Here is a 21,070-nt window from a genome sequence, read left to right as displayed (position 1 = left end):
TGTTCTCCTTAGCGGTTTTGCGTAAGGTAACAAACAGCGCTTATAACCATTAAATAACTAAAATTTTATTGATATAACAAAAAGAGTTATTCAGGACGATGACCCGACACGCCGACGCGTGCCGGGTCTGAGGATTAATCGCAGGCGACGATCTTCATCGCCAGGCCACCGCGAGAGGTTTCCCGGTACTTGGCGTTCATGTCTTTACCGGTTTCGTACATGGTCTCGATCACTTTATCGAGGCAGACGCGCGGCTCGCTGGTCCGGCGCAGCGCCATTCGCGCGGCGTTGACCGCTTTCACGGCGGCGATAGCGTTGCGTTCGATGCACGGTACCTGCACCTGGCCGGCAACCGGGTCGCAGGTCAGGCCGAGGTTATGCTCCATGGCGATCTCTGCCGCGATGCACACCTGACCCGGGCTACCGCCCAGCAGTTCCGCCAGACCGGCCGCCGCCATCGAGCAGGCGACGCCCACTTCACCCTGACAGCCGACTTCGGCGCCGGAGATTGACGCGTTCATCTTATACAGCGAACCAATCGCGCTGGCGACCAGCATATAGCGGGCCAGAGAGTTGCTGTTCACCTTGCGGATAAACTTGTCATAGTAGGCCAGCACCGCCGGCACGATACCGCAGGCGCCGTTGGTTGGCGCGGTAACGACCCGGCCACCGGCGGCGTTCTCTTCGTTCACCGCCAGGGCGAACATATTGATCCAGTCGACCACCGCCATCGGATCGCTGTTGGTGGTGTCCTGACTCACCAGCATGCGGCGCAGCGCGGCGGCCCGGCGCGGCACGCGCAGTTTGCCCGGCAGAACGCCTTCGGTGGTGATGCCGCGTTCGATACCGGCGCTCATCACTTCCCATACCGCGGCAAAGTGTTGCTCCAGCGCTTCTTTGCTGTGCAGCGCCAGTTCGTTCTGCATCATCAGCCCAGAGAGCGACAGCCCGGTTTCACGGCAGTGACGCTGCAGGTCGGCGGCGTTTTTATAAGGGTAAGGAACCGCAACCGGCGCATCGGCGATCTGGCCGAAGTGCGCTTCGTCGACGATAAAGCCGCCGCCGATAGAGTAATACGTCTGGCTGTAGATCACCTTGTCACCGGCCAGGGCGGTAATGCGCATGCCGTTCTCATGCAGCGACAGGTTGTCGGCATGGAAATTCATGCACTGATCGACCGGGAAGTCCACTTCGTGCTGACCGTTGGCCAGCATCAGGCGGCCATGGGTGTTAACGTCCTGAATAAAGCCCGGAATGGCGTCGATGTCGACGGTGTCCGGCAGGTTGCCGGCGAGTCCCATGATAATCGCGATGTCGGTATGGTGGCCTTTACCGGTCAGGGAGAGGGAGCCATAGACGTCGACGACGACTTTGCTGACGTCGGCCAGCAGGCCGCGTGCGATCAGATCGTCAGTGAATTGTTTGCCCGCTTTCATCGGTCCAACGGTATGGGAGCTGGAAGGGCCAATGCCGATTTTAAAGATATCGAATACGCTGATCATATGTATTCCCGTGCTGTCGGAAAGCGCGCCGCCGTTAAGCGGCGCGGGGGGAGGTATTGACTGAATTAGCTGAACAGCGAGTAGAAGATCGCGGAGATGGCAATCAGACCCATAATCACCACGAAGACGTTGCTGATATGGCCGCTGTATTTACGCATCGCCGGCACTTTCTGAATCGCGTACATCGGCATCAGGAACAGGATCATCGCGATAATCGGGCCGCCAAGGGTCTCGATCATCCCGAGGATGCTCGGGTTCAGCGTCGCCACAATCCAGGTGGTCACCAGCATGAACAGCGCGGTCAGCTTGTTCAGTTTGTTGACTTCGATAGATTTGCCTTTACTGCGCAGGGATTTAATCACCATGCCGTTAAAGCCTTCGCGGGCGCCCAGATAGTGGCCGAGGAAGGATTTGGTGATGGCGATCATCGCGATGATCGGTGCCATCCAGGCGATAACCGGCGCGTTAAAGTGGTTTGCCAGGTAAGACAGAATCGAGATGTTCTGCTCTTTCGCCGCCGCCAGGTCCGCCGGAGAGAGGCTCAGGACGCAGCTGAATACGAAGAACATCACGGTCAGCACCATCATAATGTGAGCGCGGGCCAGGATGCTGGAGCATTTCTTCTCGGCGCCTGCGCCGTACTCTTCACGCTTGGCCACCGCGAAGGAGGAGATGATCGGCGAGTGGTTGAAGGAGAAGACCATCACCGGGATCGCCAGCCACAGGGTCATCAGCAGGCCATTGCCGGTTGCGGAGGCGCTGCTCAGGGAGAGCGTCTCCAGCGCCGCGCCGTTCCACTGCGGGATCAGGTACAGCGCCAGAATCATCAGGGCGATAACGAACGGGAACACCAGGATGCTCATCGCTTTCACAATCATCTGCTCACCGAAACGCACGATGGTCATCATACCGACGATCAGGATCAGCGACAGAATGGCGCGCGGCGGCGGCGTCATGTGCAGCTGGTGCGACATGAAGGTTTCGACGGTGTTAGTGATCGCCACGCTGTACACCAGCAGGATCGGGTAGATAGCGAAGAAGTAGAGCAGGGTAATCAGCTTCCCTGCGCCTACGCCGAAGTGTTCTTCCACCACTTCGGTGATGTCTTCGCCCGGGTTTTTCCCGGAGAGGACGAAGCGAGTCATACCCCGGTGAGCGAAGAAGGTCATCGGGAAGGCCAGAATCGCCATGATAATCAGGGGGATCATGCCGCCGACGCCGGCGTTGATCGGCAGGAACAAGACGCCCGCGCCGATCGCTGTACCGTACAGGCCCAGCATCCACATGGTGTCGGTTTTACGCCATCCGCTGCGGGTTTCGCCCGAAACGATGGTGCTGGTTTGAGTGGTTTCCATCTGTATCTCCTGGAGGAATCAACAAAATCTAATGAACAAATACAATTGCGTAACATGAAATTCGTTTAATTACGGTTTTTTTAGAAATTTTCTCCGTAATAATTGGGCCGGAAAGATACATTTATATGGTTTATGCATCAGTGATCGCGATCTCAAATGCAATAATCCACTTTCAATGTGCGTATTTTTAGTCCAACAGCCTGTTTCTGGTGATCAGCCAGCGATTTGTGGCGCGCAGGCTACCATTTGCAGCATATGAGATAAAAGCGGAGCGGCGTAATAACGAGGGATTTACTGTAAAAAAGAGATGTAGTCGACGTTTTTGCGCTTAAAACCATTTTTTGCAGTGATAATTGTCGCAGTTTTTACCAACGCAAACGATTGGCTATGTAGAAATGATTCAGGTGACTGAATAATAACAGAAAGGTTTTTAGCGCGTTCTGGAAGTCAGAGGAAGAGAGCCCGCCGGGGGCAGGCTGCAGAAGATACCCCGGCGGGAGAGTGAGAAATCAGGCGATGATTTCGTAGCAAGGAATATAGGCGGTGCCGCCCGGCAGTTTCATACGATGCTGGGCGACGAAGCCCTGCAGCAGATCGTCCATGCGGCGCATCATCTCCGGATCGCCATGCAGCTTGTAAGGACCGTACTGCTCAATGGCCTGGATGCCCACCTCTTTGACGTTACCCGCGACAATCCCGGAGAAGGCGCGACGCAGGTCGGCGGCCAGCACTTCCACCGGTTGGTCCGGGGAGAGCTTGAGATTGGCCATGTTTTCATGGGTCGGATCAAACGGCATCTGCAGGTCCGGCGAGATGCGAATCGACCAGTTGAAGCTGTAGGCGTCATCGGTCTCGCGACGGCTCTCTTTCACCAGCGGCATCGCTTTTTTCATCTGCCGCGCCACTTCCGCCGGATCGTCGATGATGATCCGATAGTGACGACGGGCGGACTCGCCCAGAGTATGGGTGATAAACTCGTCCAGCACGCGGAAGTAGTCGGCGCTCTCTTTCGGTCCGGTGAGGATCAGCGGCAGCACCTGCGCTTTGTTCTCCGGATGCATCAGAATACCCAGCAGATAGAGCAGCTCTTCGGCAGTGCCGACGCCGCCCGGGAAGATAATGATCCCGTGGGCGATGCGCACGAAGGCTTCCAGACGCTTTTCGATATCCGGCATGATGATCAGTTCGTTGACCAGCGGGTTCGGCGGTTCTGCGGCAATGATGGACGGTTCGGTCATGCCGATAAAGCGGCTGTCTTTGTAGCGCTGCTGCGCGTGGCCGACGGCGGCGCCTTTCATCGGGGCCTCCATTGCGCCAGGCCCGCAGCCGGTGCAGATGTTCAGTTCGCGCAGTCCCAACTGCGTACCGACGCGGCGGGCGTAGAGATATTCGTTTTCATTAATGGAGTGACCGCCCCAGCAGACGATCATGTTCGGTGCTTCGCCGACGTGCAGCGCGCGGGCGTTGCGCAGGATCGAAAACACCAGGTTGGTGATATGGACCGAACTTTCCAGATCGAGGTTCGGGAAGCGAACGGTATTGTGGATCTGGCCGTAAACGAACAGGATATCGCGCAGCACGGCGAACAGGTTGGCCTGCAGGGAACGGATAATACGCCCGTCAACGAAAGCCTCTTCCGGCGGGTTGATCAGTTCCAGCTTCACGCCACGTTCGCGACGCAGCACGTTAATATCGAAGTTTTCAAAACGGGAGAGCAGCTCCTTGCTGTTATCGGTCAGGCTCCCCGAGTTGAGCACAGCAAGCGAGCAGTTGCGAAAGAGTTGATACAGGTCACTGCTGGCGGTGCGCTTAAGCATATCCACTTCCAGCTGCGACAGCATATCCATTGAACCAAGCGGGCTAACATGTGTAATCAAGTGAACTCCTTACAGGACGCTTATGGTCTTCCTGTGATTACAATAGCCCTGCGAGCGGCGTTTCCACAACCTTGCGCGCGCCTAAACGCACGCATATTGTGAAATTATTTATTATTGTCGGGCGAGGCGGCCAGTGGCGGGGGAAAAGTCGCCGTTGCTGCGCCAGGGGTTGATATCCAGACCGCCGCGTCGCGTATAGCGGGCGTAAACGGAAAGCGATTCCGGCTGGCAGAAACGGAGAATATCGTTAAAGATGCGCTCGACGCACTGCTCATGGAATTCGTTATGATGGCGGAATGAGACCAGATAGCGCAGGAGCTGCTCGCGGTCGATTTTCGCCCCCCGATACTGGATCTGTACCGAGCCCCAGTCCGGCTGGTGGGTGATCAGGCAGTTGGATTTCAGCAGATGGCTGACCAGCGTCTCTTCCACGATTTTGCCGCTGGCGGCGCCCTGCAGATAGTCGGTGCTGAACTGATAGTTATCGATCTCGATATCCTGATCGTCGATGCAGGCGCCGTGCAGGTGGGCAATCGGCTGGCCTTCCAGTTCATCCAGCCGATACAGCGCCACCTTGACCTCGCCCTGCGCGCAGGCGCTCAGATCGCGGGTCAGCGTCTCTGCAACGTCCTGCCAGCTGGCGAAACGCGTCTGGTTAAAGCTGTTGAGATAGAGCTTAAAGCTTTTTGACTCCACCAGATTGACGCTGGTGTCGGGGAGTTCGACGTGGCCGACGGCCACCTGCGGCAGGCCTTTGCCGTTCAGCCAGGAGAGTTCGTACAGCGTCCAGATATCGGCGCCGTGGAACGGCAGGTTATCGGCATGCAGGCCCAGCGGATCGCGGTTAAGGCTGCGCGGGACACCCTGCAGCAGCGAGGCGTCATAAGTATCGCGGTAATCGGTTGATTTACCGAGCGTCAGGCCGGCCAGCGCCTGATGATTATCGTAAGAAGACATGTTTCACCATAGTAAAGCGGGTACACTATCTCTCCAGTGTATCCTGTCTAACGTGAAGAGAGAAACCGGTGGACCATCAGACCGCAGAAGCGCTGCGCGCTTTTACCCAACGTTACTGCGCCGCCTGGCAGCAACAGCGCAACAGCCTGCCGCGCAGTGAAGAGCTTTACGGCGTTCCGTCGCCTTGCGTCGTTGATACCCAAGGCGAGGCCGTATTCTGGCAGCCGCAGCCGTTTTCGCTGGCGCAAAATATCAGCGCGGTTGAACGCGCCCTGGATATTGTGGTACAACAGCCGCTTCATTCTTATTATACCACTCAGTTTGCCGGCGACATGACCGGCCGGTTTGCCGACGAAACGCTGACGCTGCTGCAGACCTGGAGTGAAGAGGATTTCCAGCGGGTGCAGGAAAACTTAATCGGGCACCTGGTGGTACAGAAGCGCTTGAAGCTGGCGCCGACGCTGTTTATCGCCACCCTCGAGAGTGAACGGGATGTGATTTCCGTCTGTAATCTCAGCGGCGAGGTGATCAAAGAGACCCTCGGCACCGCCAAACGCATCACGCTTTCCCCCTCGCTTGCGAGTTTCCTCAACCACCTTGAGCCGGTTCTGTAATCCAGTCTACCTGGTCGTTTGTGAGAGATCTCTTACAAAACCTGTAAGAGATCGTCATCATTTAAGGCAAATTTAATCCCTTCTTTTTTTTATAAGTCATTGGTATCAAATCAGATCTTAATTTTTTCGTCCTTTTGAGTGGGGACTAATCTTAAGAGATTGTCTCAAGAAGGGTTGTAAGACGAGGCAGAATCAGTGATCCTATGTCTGTCGACAGGAAGTCGCGAAATGAAGCGAACATCAGGATGATGGCGCTTCTGCAGGACCCGCCAGGATGGCGTTGCAAGGACAGGCTTCAGGATGAAGCAAGGATAACGCAGGAACGCGTAATGGACACCTCCAGGATGGAGAACGAGAGCCGCTCAGGATGAACGGTGGATCAGGAAGATCGGGACAAACTTAAGGATAAGTCATTTCGCATCGGGGTGGTGTGAAAGCAGGATGCGCGAGTTTATGGATGAACATTGGTCAGGAGACCTCAGGAAAAGTTTTCAAGGACGAGCAGGGAGCACCAATGTAGCGGGAATGCTGCAAAACGAACCGGGAGCACTGTTTATACAGTGCTCCCTTTTTTTATTTCTTCTGCGGATTTGCTATCCTGCGCCCGGTTTTTAACTCATCGAGGTTTCCCCATGACTCTTCACGATAGCGTGCGCGATCGCCTGCGCGCCATTGAAGCCCTGCTGCGCGAAACAGAGCACTGGCAGGCGACGGCGCCGGACAGCAGCGCCTTCGCCAGCGATAAGCCGTTTTGCCTGGATACCCTGGAGCCGCTGGAGTGGCTGCAGTGGGTCCTGATCCCGCGTATGCACCAGCTGCTGGAGAGCGGTCAGCCGCTGCCGCAAAATTTTGCCGTTGCGCCTTATTACGAGATGGCTCTGGATCAGGCCCACCCGGTCCGCGAATCCATGCTGGCGGAACTTCTGCTGTTAGACGCGCTGTTTGCCGGTGAGCAGGCCTGATGCTGGAGATTATCTACCAGGACGACTGGCTGGTGGCGGTCAATAAACCCTCGGGCTGGCTGGTGCATCGCAGCTGGCTCGATCGCGACGAGAAAGTGGTGGTGATGCAGACCGTGCGCGACCAGATTGGCCAGCACGTTTTTACCGCTCATCGTCTCGACCGGCCCACCTCCGGCGTCCTGCTGATGGGGCTGTCGAGCGAGGCGGGCCGCCTGCTGGCGCAGCAATTTGAACAGCATCAGATCCAGAAGCGCTACCATGCGATCGTCCGCGGCTGGCTGATGGACGAAGCGCTGCTGGATTACCCGCTGGTGGAAGAGCTGGATAAAATCGCCGATAAATTTGCTCGTGAGGACAAAGATCCGCAGCCGGCGGTGACCCACTACCGCGGCCTGGCGACGGTGGAGATGCCGGTGGCAACCGGGCGTTATCCCACCACTCGCTACGGGCTGGTGGAACTGGAGCCGAAAACCGGCCGCAAGCACCAGCTGCGCCGCCATCTTGCTCATCTGCGTCATCCGATCCTTGGCGACAGCAAGCACGGCGATCTGCGGCAAAACCGCAGCGCCGCAGAACATTTCGGCTGTCACCGCCTGATGCTGCACGCCAGCGAGCTGTCGTTGACCCATCCTTTTACCGGCGAGCCTCTGACCCTGCGCGCTGGTTTTGACGAGGTCTGGATGCGCGCCCTGTCGCAGTTTGGCTGGCGCGGGCTTCTCCCGCTAAATGAAAGGGTTGAGTTTGCCGACGACTGCGGTCAGGATGAAGGGAATAAGGTCAATCCAGGGAGATAATAGCATGGCGGAAGTCGGAATTTTTGTCGGCACCATGTACGGCAACTCGCTGCTGGTCGCGGAAGAAGCGGAAGCGATCCTCAGCGGACTGGGACACAAGGCAACCGTGTACGAGGATCCGCAGGTCAACGACTGGGAATCCTATACGGGTAAATATGTGCTGGTGGTCACCTCCACCACCGGGCAGGGCGATCTGCCGGACAGCATTGTTCCGCTGTATGAGGGGATGAAAGATATGTATCAGCCCCATCTGCGCTACGGCATTATCGCGCTCGGCGACAGCACCTATGCTAACTTTTGCGGCGGCGGGCTGAAGTTCGACCAGCTACTGCAGGAGCAGGGCGCGAAGCGCATCGGCGAGATGCTGAAGATTGACGCCAGCGAAGACCCGGAGCCGGAGAGCGTCTCCAATCCGTGGGTTGAGCAGTGGGCCACCCTGCTCGAATAAAAGCGCTGCCCTCTCCCTACGCAGAGGGCGCTCTTTCAATACGTCGCGGCCAGATACGCGGACGTCAAAATGGTAGCGCGTTCCTGGCGCCACGCCTTTAGGCAAACGCCACAATATCCTTAGCAATATCATGGCTTAAGCCAGCCAGTTTCACCGGGTCAAGTGAGGTATTTCACACTCCGGCCCTTTTTGCTGTGCTTTGCGGCTCCAGCGGCGCTGGTTTTTCATTTCCGTGAACTTCCCCCCATTCTTTCAGGCATTCGCCACAAACCACCTGCAATAGCGGCGTAAAAGCTGTGTAGATGCACGGTGAGCCGCGGTGTGCCTCTTCATATACTGCTCCAGCCAGTGATAAATGCAGTGCCAGATATAACGACAACTATCAAAACACGACCACGTCATTCTGATTACCCTACAGGTTGTGCTGTTCAGAATGAACGTAGCTAAACGCTATGATTCAGGAGTACAACAATGAGTTCATTAAGTCAGGCGGCGACGGCGGCTGAAAAGCGCACCAACGCCCGCTACTGGATAGTGGTGATGCTGTTTATCGTCACTTCTTTTAACTATGGTGACCGGGCGACGCTGTCGATCGCCGGTTCGGAAATGGCCAAAGATATCGGCCTCGATCCTGTTGGCATGGGGTATGTGTTCTCCGCGTTCTCATGGGCGTATGTCATCGGCCAGATCCCGGGCGGCTGGCTGCTTGACCGCTTCGGTTCGAAGCGCGTCTATTTCTGGTCGATCTTCATCTGGTCGATGTTTACCCTGCTGCAGGGCTTCGTCGATATCTTCAGCGGCTTTGGCATTATCATCGCGCTGTTCACTCTGCGTTTCCTCGTCGGCCTTGCCGAGTCGCCGTCATTCCCGGGCAACAGCCGTATCGTCGCCGCCTGGTTCCCGGCGCAGGAGAGGGGGACGGCGGTATCGATTTTTAACTCCGCCCAGTACTTTGCCACCGTTATCTTCGCGCCGATCATGGGCTGGCTGACGCATGAGGTGGGTTGGTCGCACGTGTTCTTCTTTATGGGCGGCCTGGGGATTGTGATCAGCTTTGTGTGGTTGAAAGTGATCCACGATCCGAACAACCATCCGGGCGTGAACCAGAAAGAGCTGGACTATATCGCCGAAGGCGGGGCGCTGATCAACATGGATCAGAAGAGTAGCGCGCAGAAAGTGCCGTTTAGCGTCAAAATGGGACAGATCAGACAGCTGATCGGATCGCGGATGATGATCGGCATCTATATCGGTCAGTATTGCATCAACGCCTTAACCTACTTCTTTATCACCTGGTTCCCGGTTTATCTGGTGCAGGCGCGCGGCATGTCGATCCTCAAAGCCGGCTTTGTCGCCTCCGTTCCGGCGGTGTGCGGCTTTGTCGGCGGGGTGCTGGGCGGGGTGATTTCCGACTGGTTAATGCGCCGCACCGGCTCGCTGAACATCGCGCGCAAAACGCCGATCGTGCTGGGGATGCTGCTCTCCATGACCATGCTGATGTGTAACTATGTCAACGTGGAGTGGATGGTGATCGGCTTTATGGCAATGGCCTTCTTCGGCAAAGGGATCGGGGCGCTCGGCTGGGCGGTGATGGCGGATACCGCGCCGAAAGAAATTAGCGGTCTCTCCGGCGGCCTGTTCAACATGTTCGGCAATATCTCCGGTATCGTCACTCCCATCGCCATCGGCTATATCGTTGGCACCACCGGCTCGTTCAACGGCGCGCTGATCTACGTCGGCATCCATGCCCTGGTGGCGGTGCTGAGCTACCTGGTGCTGGTGGGCGATATCAAACGCATCGAACTGAAACCTGTGGTGGAGCGCTCATCATGACTACCCAATCCAGCCCGATTATCACAGAGATGAAGGTCATTCCGGTGGCCGGGCACGACAGCATGCTGCTGAACATCGGCGGGGCGCACAACGCCTGGTTTACCCGCAATATCGTGGTATTGACCGATAACGCCGGCCACACCGGCGTTGGCGAAGCGCCCGGCGGGGAGGTTATCTACCAGACGCTGCTGGCGGCGATCCCGCAGGTGGTGGGCCAGGAGGTCGCCCGACTCAATCGCGTAGTGCAGCAGGTGCACAAAGGCAATCAGGCGGCGGATTTCGATACCTTCGGCAAAGGGGCATGGACCTTCGAACTGAAGGTTAACGCGGTGGCGGCGCTGGAAGCGGCGCTGCTCGACCTGCTCGGCCAGGTGCTGAAGGTGCCGGTCTGCGAGCTGCTGGGGCCGGGTAAGCAGCGTGATGCCGTCACCGTGCTGGGCTACCTGTTCTATATTGGCGATCGGCAGAAAACCGACCTTGGCTATCTGGACCATACGCCGGGCGATCATGAATGGTACCGCCTGCGCCATCAGCAGGCGTTGAGCAGCGAGGCGGTAGTGCGTCTGGCGGAAGCCGCCCAGGATCGCTACGGTTTCAAAGACTTTAAGCTGAAGGGCGGCGTACTGCCCGGCGAGCAGGAGATCGACACCGCGTGGGCGCTGAAAAAGCGTTTTCCGGAGGCGCGCATCACCGTCGACCCGAACGGCGCCTGGCTGCTGGATGAGGCCATCGCGCTGTGCAAAGGGCTGCAGGATGTCCTGACTTATGCCGAAGATCCGTGCGGTGCCGAGCAAGGTTTCTCCGGCCGGGAGGTGATGGCCGAGTTCCGTCGTGCCACCGGGCTGCCGGTCGCCACCAATATGATCGCCACCAACTGGCGTGAAATGGGCCATGCGGTGATGCTCAATGCCGTCGACATCCCGCTGGCGGACCCGCATTTCTGGACGCTCTCCGGCGCGGTACGGGTGGCGCAACTGTGTGACGACTGGGGGCTCACCTGGGGCTGCCATTCCAACAACCACTTTGATATTTCCCTGGCGATGTTTACCCACGTCGGCGCCGCCGCGCCGGGCAACCCCACCGCCATTGACACCCACTGGATCTGGCAGGAGGGCGACGCGCGCCTGACCAAAAATCCGCTGCAGATTATTCACGGCAAGATTGCCGTGCCAGACGCGCCGGGACTCGGCGTGGAACTTGACTGGGAGCAGGTGCGCAAAGCCCATGAGGCCTATAAAGCGCTGCCGGGCGGCGCGCGCAACGACGCAGGCCCGATGCAGTACCTGATCCCCGGCTGGACATTCGACCGCAAACGTCCCGTTTTCGGCCGCCACTAATTAAAAAGGATGATGCTATGACGACTTTCACTTCAACGCCCGTTGTTACGACCATGCAGGTGATCCCGGTTGCCGGCCATGACAGCATGCTGATGAACCTGAGCGGCGCGCACGCCCCGTACTTCACCCGCAATATTGTGATTATCAAAGATAACGCCGGGCATACCGGCGTCGGCGAAATCCCCGGCGGCGAAAAAATCCGCCAGACCCTGGAAGATGCCGCGCCGCTGGTGGTGGGCAAAACGCTGGGCGAGTACAAGAATGTGCTGGGCGCGGTGCGCAATCAGTTTGCCGACCGCGACGCCGGGGGCCGCGGCCTGCAGACCTTCGACCTGCGTACCACCATTCACGTGGTAACCGGGATTGAAGCGGCGCTGCTGGACCTGCTGGGCCAGCACCTTGGCGTCAATGTCGCTTCCCTGCTTGGCGATGGCCAGCAGCGCAGCGAAGTCGAAATGCTGGGCTATCTGTTCTTTGTCGGCAACCGCCACGCCACGCCGCTGGCCTATCAGAGCCAGCCGGATGAGCAGTGCGAGTGGTATCGCCTGCGCCATGAAGAGGCGATGACGCCGGATGCGGTGGTCCGCCTGGCGGAAGCGGCGTATGAAAAATATGGCTTCAACGACTTTAAGCTGAAGGGCGGCGTGCTGGCCGGTTTTGAAGAAGCTGAGGCGATCAGCGCCCTGGCGAAACGCTTCCCGAATGCCCGCGTCACTCTCGACCCGAACGGCGCCTGGCTGCTGGAGGAAGCCATCCAGATTGGTAAACAGCTGAAGGGCGTGCTGGCCTATGCGGAAGACCCATGCGGCGCCGAACAAGGTTTCTCTGGCCGCGAAGTGATGGCCGAGTTCCGCCGCGCGACGGGCCTGCCGACCGCGACCAATATGATCGCCACCGACTGGCGACAGATGGGCCATACCTTGTCCCTGCAGTCGGTGGATATCCCGCTGGCGGACCCGCACTTCTGGACCATGCAGGGGTCGGTGCGTGTGGCGCAGATGTGCCATGAGTTCGGCCTGACCTGGGGATCGCACTCCAATAACCACTTCGACGTGTCGCTGGCGATGTTCACCCATGTCGCGGCAGCGGCGCCGGGCAAAATCACCGCGATTGATACCCACTGGATTTGGCAGGAGGGCAATCAGCGTCTGACCAAACAACCTTTTGAAATCAAAGGCGGTATGGTGCAGGTACCGAGTACCCCGGGCCTGGGGGTTGAGCTGGATATGGACCGCGTGATGCAGGCAAATGAGCTATATAAGAAACATGGTCTTGGCGCCCGCGACGATGCGATGGCGATGCAGTATCTGATCCCGGGCTGGACCTTTGACAACAAGCGTCCATGCATGGTGCGCTAAATGGCCGCCGGCCTCTGCGGGGGCTGGCATTGCGCGACAGCGCCAGGGGTTGGCTCAGAGTAAGGACAGCACATGAAAATAGTGATCGCACCGGATTCCTGGAAGGAGAGTCTGAGCGCGCTGGAAGTTGCCACGGCGATAGAGCAAGGCTTTCGCGAGATTTATCCTGACGCGGAGTACGTCAAGCTGCCGGTTGCCGACGGTGGTGAAGGGACGGTGGAAGCCATGGTGGCGGCGACCGGCGGGCATCAGGTTCCGCTGACGGTCACCGGGCCGCTGGGTGAACCGGTTGAGGCATTTTATGGGCTGTCCGGCGATCGCCAGTGCGCCTTTATCGAAATGGCGGCAGCCAGCGGGCTGGAGAGCGTCCCCCCGGCGCAGCGTAATCCACTGCTGACCACCTCCTGGGGGACCGGGGAGCTGATTCGCCACGCGCTGGACGCCGGCGTGAGGCAGATCATTATTGGCATTGGCGGCAGTGCGACCAATGACGGTGGCGCCGGGATGGCGCAGGCGCTGGGGGCGAAACTGTTGACCGCCGACGGCCAGCAAATCGCCTCCGGGGGCGGCGCGCTGGAGACGCTGGCGCGTATCGACCTTAGCGAACTCGATCCGCGGCTGGCAGATTGCCGGATTGAGGTTGCCTGCGACGTCACCAACCCGCTAACCGGCCCGCAGGGGGCCAGCGCGGTGTTTGGCCCGCAAAAAGGGGCGACGACGCAGATGATCGACCGCCTCGACAGCGGCCTGCTGCACTATGCCCGGATAATCGCCCGTGATTTAGATATCGATGTGCTGAGCCTGGAAGGCGGTGGCGCGGCGGGCGGCATGGGGGCGGCGCTGTATGCGTTTTGTGGCGCAACGCTGCGCCCGGGCATTGAGATCGTCACCGATGCGCTGCAGCTGGCGACGCGGGTGGCGGATGCCGATTTAGTGATCACCGGCGAAGGGCGTATCGATAGCCAGACGATCCACGGCAAAGTGCCGGTGGGGGTAGCGAAGGTGGCGAAGCGTTTTAACGTCCCGGTGATTGGGATTGCCGGCAGCCTTACCGCCGATGTCGGGGTGGTGCATCAGCACGGACTGGATGCGGTATTCAGCGTGTTATATACCATCTGTACCCTGGATGAAGCGCTGGCCAATGCCGCCGCCAACCTGCGGATGACGGCGCGTAACGTCGCCGCGGTTTTGCAGATGGGCGGTAAGCGGTAACCCGGTTGGCGCAGTGGTATTTGTAGCCCGGATAAGGTGCGTAGCACCGCGATCCGGGAACCATCCCCGGTGGCGCTTACGCTTACCGGGGCTACCAATCGGGTACTGGACCGTAACACTGCGATCCGGGAACCGTCCCCGGTGGCGCTTACGCTTACCGGGGCTACCAACCGAGTACTGGACCGTAGGGCGTAGCCTGGATGAGGCGCGTAGCGCCGCTATCCGGGGTTTACACGCCCATCCGGCACGCTTCGCGGGCCACATTATCCATCTCGTCTAACAGCTCGAGCAGCTCCGGCTCCAGGTCCTCGGCGGCGGTACCCGACCGCAGCTGGCTCTCCAGGGTGTGGCACAGCTTTTTCAACCGCGGCACGCCGCTGTAGCTGCAGCTGCCGTGCAGCTTGTGGATCAGATCCACCAGCCCTTCCGGCTGCTCGCCCACCAGCTGCTCTTCCACTTTATTACGCACCTCCGGCATAAAGGCGATCAGCATCTGCAGCATCTCCCGCGCCAGATCCGGCTTCATGGCGGCCTGACGCAGCGCCAGCTGCCAGTCAAGCGTCAGGTTATGGTCGATGACCGGCTCTGCGGGCGGTAGCGCCGCCGGAGCGACGCTGAGCAGGCTGGGCTGATAGCGCAGCAGCAGAGCGTGCAGTTTCTCTTCTTCGATTGGCTTCGCCAGATAATCGTTCATGCCGGCGCTCAACAGCTTCTCCCGCTGGCCCTCCAGGGCGTGCGCGGTGACCGCAATCACCGGGGTTTGCTGATGATGCGACAGATGATGAATCAGCTCGCAGGCGCGGATGCCGTCCATATCCGGCATCTGAATATCCATCAGGATCAGATCCATCTGCAGCCGCTTGGCCTGGTCCACGGCCTGCTGGCCGCTGTCGCAGAGGATCACCTGCTGCACAAGGTCGTCCAGCAGGGCGCCGATCAGCTTCAGGTTAGCCGGATTGTCGTCGACGGCCATCACGGTCATCGGCAGCTTATGACTGTCGGCCTGCGTCAACGGCGCGGAAGCTGGCGCATGATTGGTGGCCACCAGCGCCGGCAGCAGGCGGGTGGTAGTGAGCGGTTTCAACAGGCAGGCAGCGACGCCATCGCGCTTCAGGGCTTCGGCGCTGACCTGGGCATGACATGGCAGAGCAAGCAGTACGTTGTCAGACATCGCGCAGGCTTTGACTAATTTTTCCCGATGCGGCGACAAATCGCGCATTGAGACCGGGATGCCGACCAGCAGAATGTCGTACTGCGCTTCCGCCAGCGAGGAGAAGGTAGGGCTGTAGATCACCTCCAGCGGCGTGGCGGCCAGCATCTCCAGCGTACATTGCGCCGCCGTCGCGTTGGCTTCCACATAGGCCAGACGTTTGCCCGTCAGCCCGTCGGTGTTCAGCATATCCGGAATGGCGTTCGGGTTGAGATCAAGGCTGATATGGAACCAGAAGGTGGAGCCGCGGTTCGGCTGACTGTGGAACGAAATATCGCCGCCCATCTCTTTGACCAGACGCTGGGTGATCACCAGCCCAAGCCCGGTGCCGCCGTGCCGGCGTGAAATGCTGGCATCGGCCTGACGGAAGGCCTGGAACAGTCGGGACTGGTCGCGCTCGGGGATGCCGATGCCGGTATCGTGGATCTGAATTTCGATCTGTACCCGCGAGTTGCTGATGGCCCGCTGCTCCACCAGCACGTCGATATTGCCGTGCTCGGTGAATTTAATCGCATTGCCCACGAGGTTGGTCACAATCTGCTGCAGACGGAGCGGATCGCCAATGACGTTATCCGGCACATTGTTCTTAATGTTCAGCGTCAGCTCCAGCCCTTTATCGTGCGCGGAATGCGCCAGCAGGGTGACCACTTCATCAAGCGAGGTGCGCAGCAGGAACGGAATACTCTCCAGAATCAGCTTCCCGGCTTCCAGCTTGGAAAAGTCGAGCACGTCATTGATGATCGCCAGCAGATTATTGGCCGAACGTTCGATGGTGGTCAGGTGGTCGCGCTGCGTGGCGTTGAGATCGGTTTTCAGCGTCAGGCGGGTAAAGCCGATCACCCCATTGAGCGGGGTGCGCAGTTCGTGGGACATATTGGCCAGGAACTCAGACTTAATGCGCGCCGCCTCCTGGGCGCGCTTTTTCGCCAGGTCCAGCTCAACGTTCTGGATCTCCATCTGCTCAAGGGTTTCCCGCAGATCGGAGGTCGCCTGGTCGACGTTGTGCTGCATCTCCTCATGGTAGGCCGCCAGCGACATGGCCATCGAGTTAATGCCGTTTTTCAACATATCCAGTTCGCCGAGCATAAAACCCTCGACCCGGCTGTCCAGCTGTCCGCGGCGGATACGGTCGACGGTGTTGACCATATTGCGGATAGGCCCGGTGACGTCGCGCATCAGGCGCCAGCCGAAGATTAGCGCGATGCCAATGCAGAACAGCATCATCACACTGGAGATGAAAATCTCTTTGTACTGCTGGAGGCGGACTGATTTCAGATCCAGCTCCAGCGCGACGTAGCCCAGCATATTGCCCGGCATTTTGGCGTCAGATTCGGGGGACTCATCGGGAGAATAGCTTTCCGAGACGATCGGCGTGCGCAGGATCATGATGTCGCCGTCGCGGATGACGCTGAGATGGCGGGGAAATGCCTCGCCTTTCGGGATCTGCAGTTCGCTGGGGTTGAGCTGGTAATTGGAGGTGACAAACAGCCGGTTATGCGAATCATACACCGAGATGGCCCGCACGATCTCCGAATGACGCCGATGCAGGACGCTGATCAGCTGGCCGATGGATTCGCGGTTTTGCAAATTCATCCCATATTCGCTGGAGACCGCCAGCGGCTCAATAATGCTGGCGCCGGCGTCCTCCAGCTGGCGTTGCAGGTCGTTATAACGATGAGCGACAAAGAAAATACTGAGCAACAGCCCAATCAGGACGGTTGGCGCCAGTATCAGAATCATCATGCGAGCACGCAGGCTGTAGTTGGTCATGCGGTTCCATTATGGGAGAATATAGACATCATCGTTCTGTGCGCGTCGGTGCGCTTCGTGGCACTGCCGCCCTGAACGAGCTCGTTTTATTTGATTGAGACAACTCTCTACGATGGCGCAATTCTACTCTGCAAAACGGCGTGTGACGACGCGCCAGATCATAACCGTTACAGTCAATGACCTCGATCCCTTTGGTCAGGGCGTTGCCCGCCACCAGGGAAAGGCGCTGTTCGTGAGCGGTGTGCTGCCGCAGGAGCAGGCCGAGGTGGTGCTGGTGGAAGACAAAAAACAGTACGCCCGCGCCCAGGTGAAACGCCGTCTAACCGACAGCCCGCAGCGCCAGGCGCCGCGCTGCCCGCATTTTGGCGTCTGCGGCGGCTGCCAACAGCAGCATGCCAGCGTCGCGCTTCAGCAGCAAAGTAAACGTGCCGCGCTGGCGCGGCTGATGAAGCGTGAGGTGGATGAGGTCATCGCCGGCGTGCCGTGGGGCTACCGCCGTCGCGCGCGCTTAAGCTTGAATTATCAGCCAAAGACCCAACAATTGCAGATGGGTTTTCGCCAGGCCAACGCCAAAGCGATCGTCGATGTGGTGCAATGCCCTGTTTTGGTGCCCCAACTTGAGGCATTGCTGCCTGCCGTGCGCGAGTGCTTAAGCGCGCTGAGCGCATTACGCCACCTCGGTCACGTCGAGCTGGTGCAGGCGGACAACGGCCCGCTGATGGTGCTGCGCCATACCGCTGCCCTGCCAGCGGGCGACAGGGAAAAACTGGAACGCTTTTCGCAAACTCACGGTCTTTCCCTGTACCTCGCGCCGCAAAGCGAGATACTGGAACATATTCATGGCGAAGCGCCATGGTATACCTCAGACGGACTACGCTTAGTGTTCAGTCCGCGGGATTTTATCCAGGTCAACGACGGCGTGAATCAGCAGATGGTGCGTACTGCGCTGGAATGGCTGGATCTGCAGCCAGAGGACCGGGTACTGGATCTGTTCTGCGGGATGGGTAACTTTACCCTGCCGCTGGCGACGCGAGCCGCCCACGTGGTGGGGGTGGAAGGGGTGCCCGCGCTGGTAGAAAAGGGGCGGGAAAACGCCGCCCTCAATGGTTTATCAAATGTCACTTTCTTCCATGAAAATCTGGAAGAGGATGTCACCCGTCAGGCCTGGGCGAAGCACGGCTTTGATAAAGTGCTGCTGGACCCGGCCCGCGCCGGCGCGCCGGGCGTGATGCCGCATATTATAAAACTGGCACCGCGGCGGGTGGTGTATGTTTCCTGCAACCCGGCGACGCTGGCGCGAGACAGCGAAACCCTGTTGCAGGCTGGATATCAGATTCAACGCCTGGCGATGCTGGATATGTTCCCGCATACCGGTCATCTGGAATCAATGGTGTTGTTTGAGCGCAGGCTTACATAAGGTCATTCACAACGTCGCAGAAGAGCCACCCTGGCCGTCAATGCTGACGCGACCTGCAGGATGACATGTAGAAAGTTGAGGCTTGCCGACTTCGGCAGGCCGGTCCCTTAAGGAGAGGACAATGGTTGCGGTAAGAAGTGCACATCTTAATAAAGCTGGTGAATTTGACCCGAAGAAATGGATCGCGAGTCTGGGGATTTCCAGCCAGCAGTCGTGTGAGCGCTTAGCCGAAACCTGGGATTATTGTCGCGAAAAAACGCAAGGACACCCGCAGGCAGACCTGCTGCTGTGGCGTGGCGTCGAAATGGTGGAGATTCTGTCCACCCTGAGTATGGATCTCGATACGCTGCGCGCGGCGCTGTTGTTCCCACTGGCGGACGGTGAAGTCGTTAGTGAAGAGGTCATGCAGGAGAGCGTGGGTAAATCGGTCGTGACCCTGATTCACGGGGTGCGGGACATGGCCGCTATCCGCCAGCTAAAAGCCACCCATAACGACTCGGTATCTTCCGAGCAGGTGGATAACATTCGCCGCATGCTGCTGGCGATGGTTGACGATTTCCGCTGCGTGGTCATCAAGCTTGCTGAGCGGATCGCGCATCTGCGCGAGGTCAAAGACGCGCCGGAAGATGAACGCGTGCTGGCGGCGAAAGAGTGCACCAATATCTATGCGCCGCTGGCGAACCGCTTAGGTATCGGCCAGCTGAAGTGGGAGCTGGAAGATTACTGCTTCCGTTATCTGCATCCGGCAGAATACAAGCGCATTGCTAAACTGCTCCACGAACGCCGTATCGACCGTGAGCATTACATCGACGAGTTCGTCGGTCACCTGCGCTCGGAGATGAAAGCCGAAGGCGTCAAGGCGGAAGTCTATGGCCGGCCGAAGCACATCTACAGCATCTGGCGCAAAATGCAGAAAAAACACCTCGCGTTTGACGAGCTGTTTGACGTTCGCGCGGTGCGCATCGTGGCCGAGCGTTTGCAGGATTGTTACGCCGCGCTGGGGATCGTCCATACCCACTATCGCCACCTGCCGGATGAATTCGATGACTACGTGGCCAACCCGAAACCCAACGGCTATCAGTCTATTCATACCGTGGTGCTGGGCCCGAGCGGCAAGACGGTGGAGATTCAAATTCGCACCCGGCAGATGCATGAAGATGCTGAGCTTGGCGTGGCTGCGCACTGGAAGTACAAAGAGGGGGCGGGAGCGGGCACCGGCGGTGGCCGTGGCTATGAGGACCGCATCGCCTGGCTGCGTAAGCTGATTGCCTGGCAGGAAGAGATGGCCGACTCTGGCGAAATGCTCGACGAAGTGCGCAGTCAGGTTTTCGACGATCGGGTGTATGTCTTTACACCGAAAGGCGACGTGGTGGACCTGCCAGCGGGGTCGACGCCGCTCGACTTTGCCTACCATATCCACAGCGACGTCGGCCATCGCTGCATCGGCGCCAAAATTGGCGGCCGTATCGTGCCGTTCACCTATCAGCTGCAGATGGGCGATCAGATTGAAATTATTACCCAGAAGCAGCCGAACCCGAGCCGCGACTGGCTGAACCCTAACCTCGGCTACGTGACCACCAGTCGCGGACGCTCGAAGATCCACGCCTGGTTCCGTAAACAGGACCGCGACAAGAATATTCTCGCTGGTCGGCAGATCCTCGACGACGAGCTGGAGCATCTGGGCATCAGTCTTAAGGATGCGGAAAAACACCTGCTGCCGCGCTACAACTTCAACGAGCTCGATGAACTGCTGGCTGCCATTGGCGGCGGCGATATCCGTCTCAACCAGATGGTCAATTTCCTGCAGGCGCAGTTCAATAAACCGAGCGCCGCTGAGCAGGATGCGGCCGCGCTGAAGCAGCTGCAGCAGAAAACCTACGCCCCACAGAACCGCACCAAGGACAATGGCCGGGTGGTGGTGGAAGGGGTAGGCAACCTGATGCACCATATTGCCCGCTGCTGCCAGCCGATCCCGGGCGATGAGATCGTCGGCTTTATCACCCAGGGGCGCGGGATTTCCGTGCATCGCGCCGACTGCGATCAGCTGGCTGAACTGCAGTCGCATGCTCCGGAGCGCATCGTCGATGCGGTATGGGGTGAAAGCTACTCGGCGGGCTACTCGCTGGTGGTCAGGGTGGAGGCGAACGATCGCAGCGGTTTACTGCGCGATATCACCACCATCCTCGCCAATGAGAAGGTGAATGTGCTGGGTGTCGCCAGCCGCAGCGATACCCGTCAGCAGCTGGCAACCATCGATATGACCATTGAGATTTACAACCTGCAGGTGCTGGGCCGGGTGCTCGGTAAGCTGAACCAGGTGCCCGATGTCATTGACGCGCGCCGTCTGCACGGCGGTTAAGCCCTCTCCAGGCCAGGTCAATGAATGACCGCTGAGGCAATGGCTGCTGAAACTGCCGGCGTTGGCGG

General features: G+C 58.8%; 15 protein-coding genes. 10 read left to right on the top strand and 5 right to left on the bottom strand.

What is annotated here, in order from left to right; genetic code table 11:
- Nucleotides 1-134: 134 nt before the first annotated feature.
- From N438_RS10960 to queF, 4 genes are all read right to left on the bottom strand, one after another.
- A complete protein-coding gene (locus N438_RS10960) occupies nucleotides 135-1,502 on the bottom strand; it encodes an L-serine ammonia-lyase (RefSeq protein ID WP_012540721.1) in 1,368 nt (455 codons plus the stop codon).
- Nucleotides 1,503-1,567: 65 nt separating this feature from the next.
- A complete protein-coding gene (locus N438_RS10955) occupies nucleotides 1,568-2,857 on the bottom strand; it encodes an HAAAP family serine/threonine permease (protein WP_032731171.1) in 1,290 nt (429 codons plus the stop codon).
- A gap of 509 nt (nucleotides 2,858-3,366) precedes the next feature.
- The gene (gene ppnN / locus N438_RS10950) at nucleotides 3,367-4,734 is read right to left on the bottom strand and encodes a nucleotide 5'-monophosphate nucleosidase PpnN (protein ID WP_008806258.1); all 1,368 of its coding nucleotides are present in this window, start codon (nucleotides 4,732-4,734) and stop codon (nucleotides 3,367-3,369) included.
- 111 nt (nucleotides 4,735-4,845) lie between these two features.
- A complete protein-coding gene (queF, locus tag N438_RS10945) occupies nucleotides 4,846-5,691 on the bottom strand; it encodes an NADPH-dependent 7-cyano-7-deazaguanine reductase QueF (RefSeq protein WP_008806257.1) in 846 nt (281 codons plus the stop codon).
- Nucleotides 5,692-5,759: 68 nt separating this feature from the next.
- Here queF and syd point away from each other — a divergent pair, with 68 nt between their 5' ends.
- The 8 genes from syd (at nucleotide 5,760) to N438_RS10905 (ending at nucleotide 14,246) form a co-directional block, all read left to right on the top strand.
- Nucleotides 5,760-6,305, top strand: a complete 546-nt coding sequence (syd, locus tag N438_RS10940; RefSeq protein ID WP_012967324.1) for a SecY-interacting protein — start codon at nucleotides 5,760-5,762, stop codon at nucleotides 6,303-6,305.
- A gap of 632 nt (nucleotides 6,306-6,937) precedes the next feature.
- Nucleotides 6,938-7,267 carry a YqcC family protein gene (locus tag N438_RS10935; RefSeq protein WP_008806255.1) on the top strand — a complete coding sequence of 110 codons (330 nt, stop codon included), beginning with the start codon at nucleotides 6,938-6,940 and terminating at the stop codon, nucleotides 7,265-7,267.
- Entirely contained in the window at nucleotides 7,267-8,061 is a 795-nt protein-coding gene (truC, locus tag N438_RS10930) for a tRNA pseudouridine(65) synthase TruC (protein WP_008806254.1), read from the top strand. The genes N438_RS10935 and truC overlap by 1 nt, the downstream gene beginning before the upstream one ends.
- Nucleotides 8,062-8,065: 4 nt before the next feature.
- Nucleotides 8,066-8,509, top strand: coding sequence for a flavodoxin (locus N438_RS10925; RefSeq protein ID WP_008806253.1), 444 nt, complete (start codon nucleotides 8,066-8,068; stop codon nucleotides 8,507-8,509).
- A gap of 471 nt (nucleotides 8,510-8,980) precedes the next feature.
- Complete coding sequence (locus tag N438_RS10920; RefSeq protein ID WP_116696291.1) at nucleotides 8,981-10,339, top strand: MFS transporter; 1,359 nt, start codon at nucleotides 8,981-8,983, stop codon at nucleotides 10,337-10,339.
- Nucleotides 10,336-11,676 (top strand): enolase C-terminal domain-like protein, encoded by a 1,341-nt coding sequence (locus tag N438_RS10915; RefSeq protein ID WP_116696290.1) that lies wholly within the window; start codon nucleotides 10,336-10,338, stop codon nucleotides 11,674-11,676. Before N438_RS10920 ends, N438_RS10915 begins: the two co-directional genes overlap by 4 nt.
- A gap of 17 nt (nucleotides 11,677-11,693) precedes the next feature.
- Entirely contained in the window at nucleotides 11,694-13,034 is a 1,341-nt protein-coding gene (gene gudD / locus N438_RS10910) for a glucarate dehydratase (protein ID WP_008806250.1), read from the top strand.
- A 72-nt stretch (nucleotides 13,035-13,106) separates the two neighbouring features.
- Nucleotides 13,107-14,246 (top strand): glycerate kinase, encoded by a 1,140-nt coding sequence (locus tag N438_RS10905; protein ID WP_032731169.1) that lies wholly within the window; start codon nucleotides 13,107-13,109, stop codon nucleotides 14,244-14,246.
- A 229-nt stretch (nucleotides 14,247-14,475) separates the two neighbouring features.
- Here the strand turns inward: N438_RS10905 and barA are convergent, their stop codons facing one another.
- Entirely contained in the window at nucleotides 14,476-17,226 is a 2,751-nt protein-coding gene (gene barA, locus N438_RS10900) for a two-component sensor histidine kinase BarA (protein ID WP_116696289.1), read from the bottom strand.
- A gap of 112 nt (nucleotides 17,227-17,338) precedes the next feature.
- On the opposite strand from barA, the gene rlmD reads away from it, so the two are divergent.
- Together rlmD and relA are read left to right on the top strand one after the other, a co-directional pair.
- Nucleotides 17,339-18,643: a 23S rRNA (uracil(1939)-C(5))-methyltransferase RlmD gene (gene rlmD, locus N438_RS10895; protein ID WP_008806247.1), complete on the top strand. Its 1,305-nt coding sequence runs from the start codon at nucleotides 17,339-17,341 to the stop codon at nucleotides 18,641-18,643.
- A gap of 121 nt (nucleotides 18,644-18,764) precedes the next feature.
- Entirely contained in the window at nucleotides 18,765-21,002 is a 2,238-nt protein-coding gene (gene relA, locus N438_RS10890) for a GTP diphosphokinase (protein ID WP_008806246.1), read from the top strand.
- Nucleotides 21,003-21,070 lie beyond the last annotated feature (68 nt).

The sequence above is a fragment of the Klebsiella sp. GL120222-02 genome (assembly GCF_003097195.1).
Taxonomy (GTDB): domain Bacteria; phylum Pseudomonadota; class Gammaproteobacteria; order Enterobacterales; family Enterobacteriaceae; genus Klebsiella; species Klebsiella variicola.
Note: the sequence above shows the minus strand (reverse complement) of the source record. Positions and strands in the feature narration are given on the sequence as shown.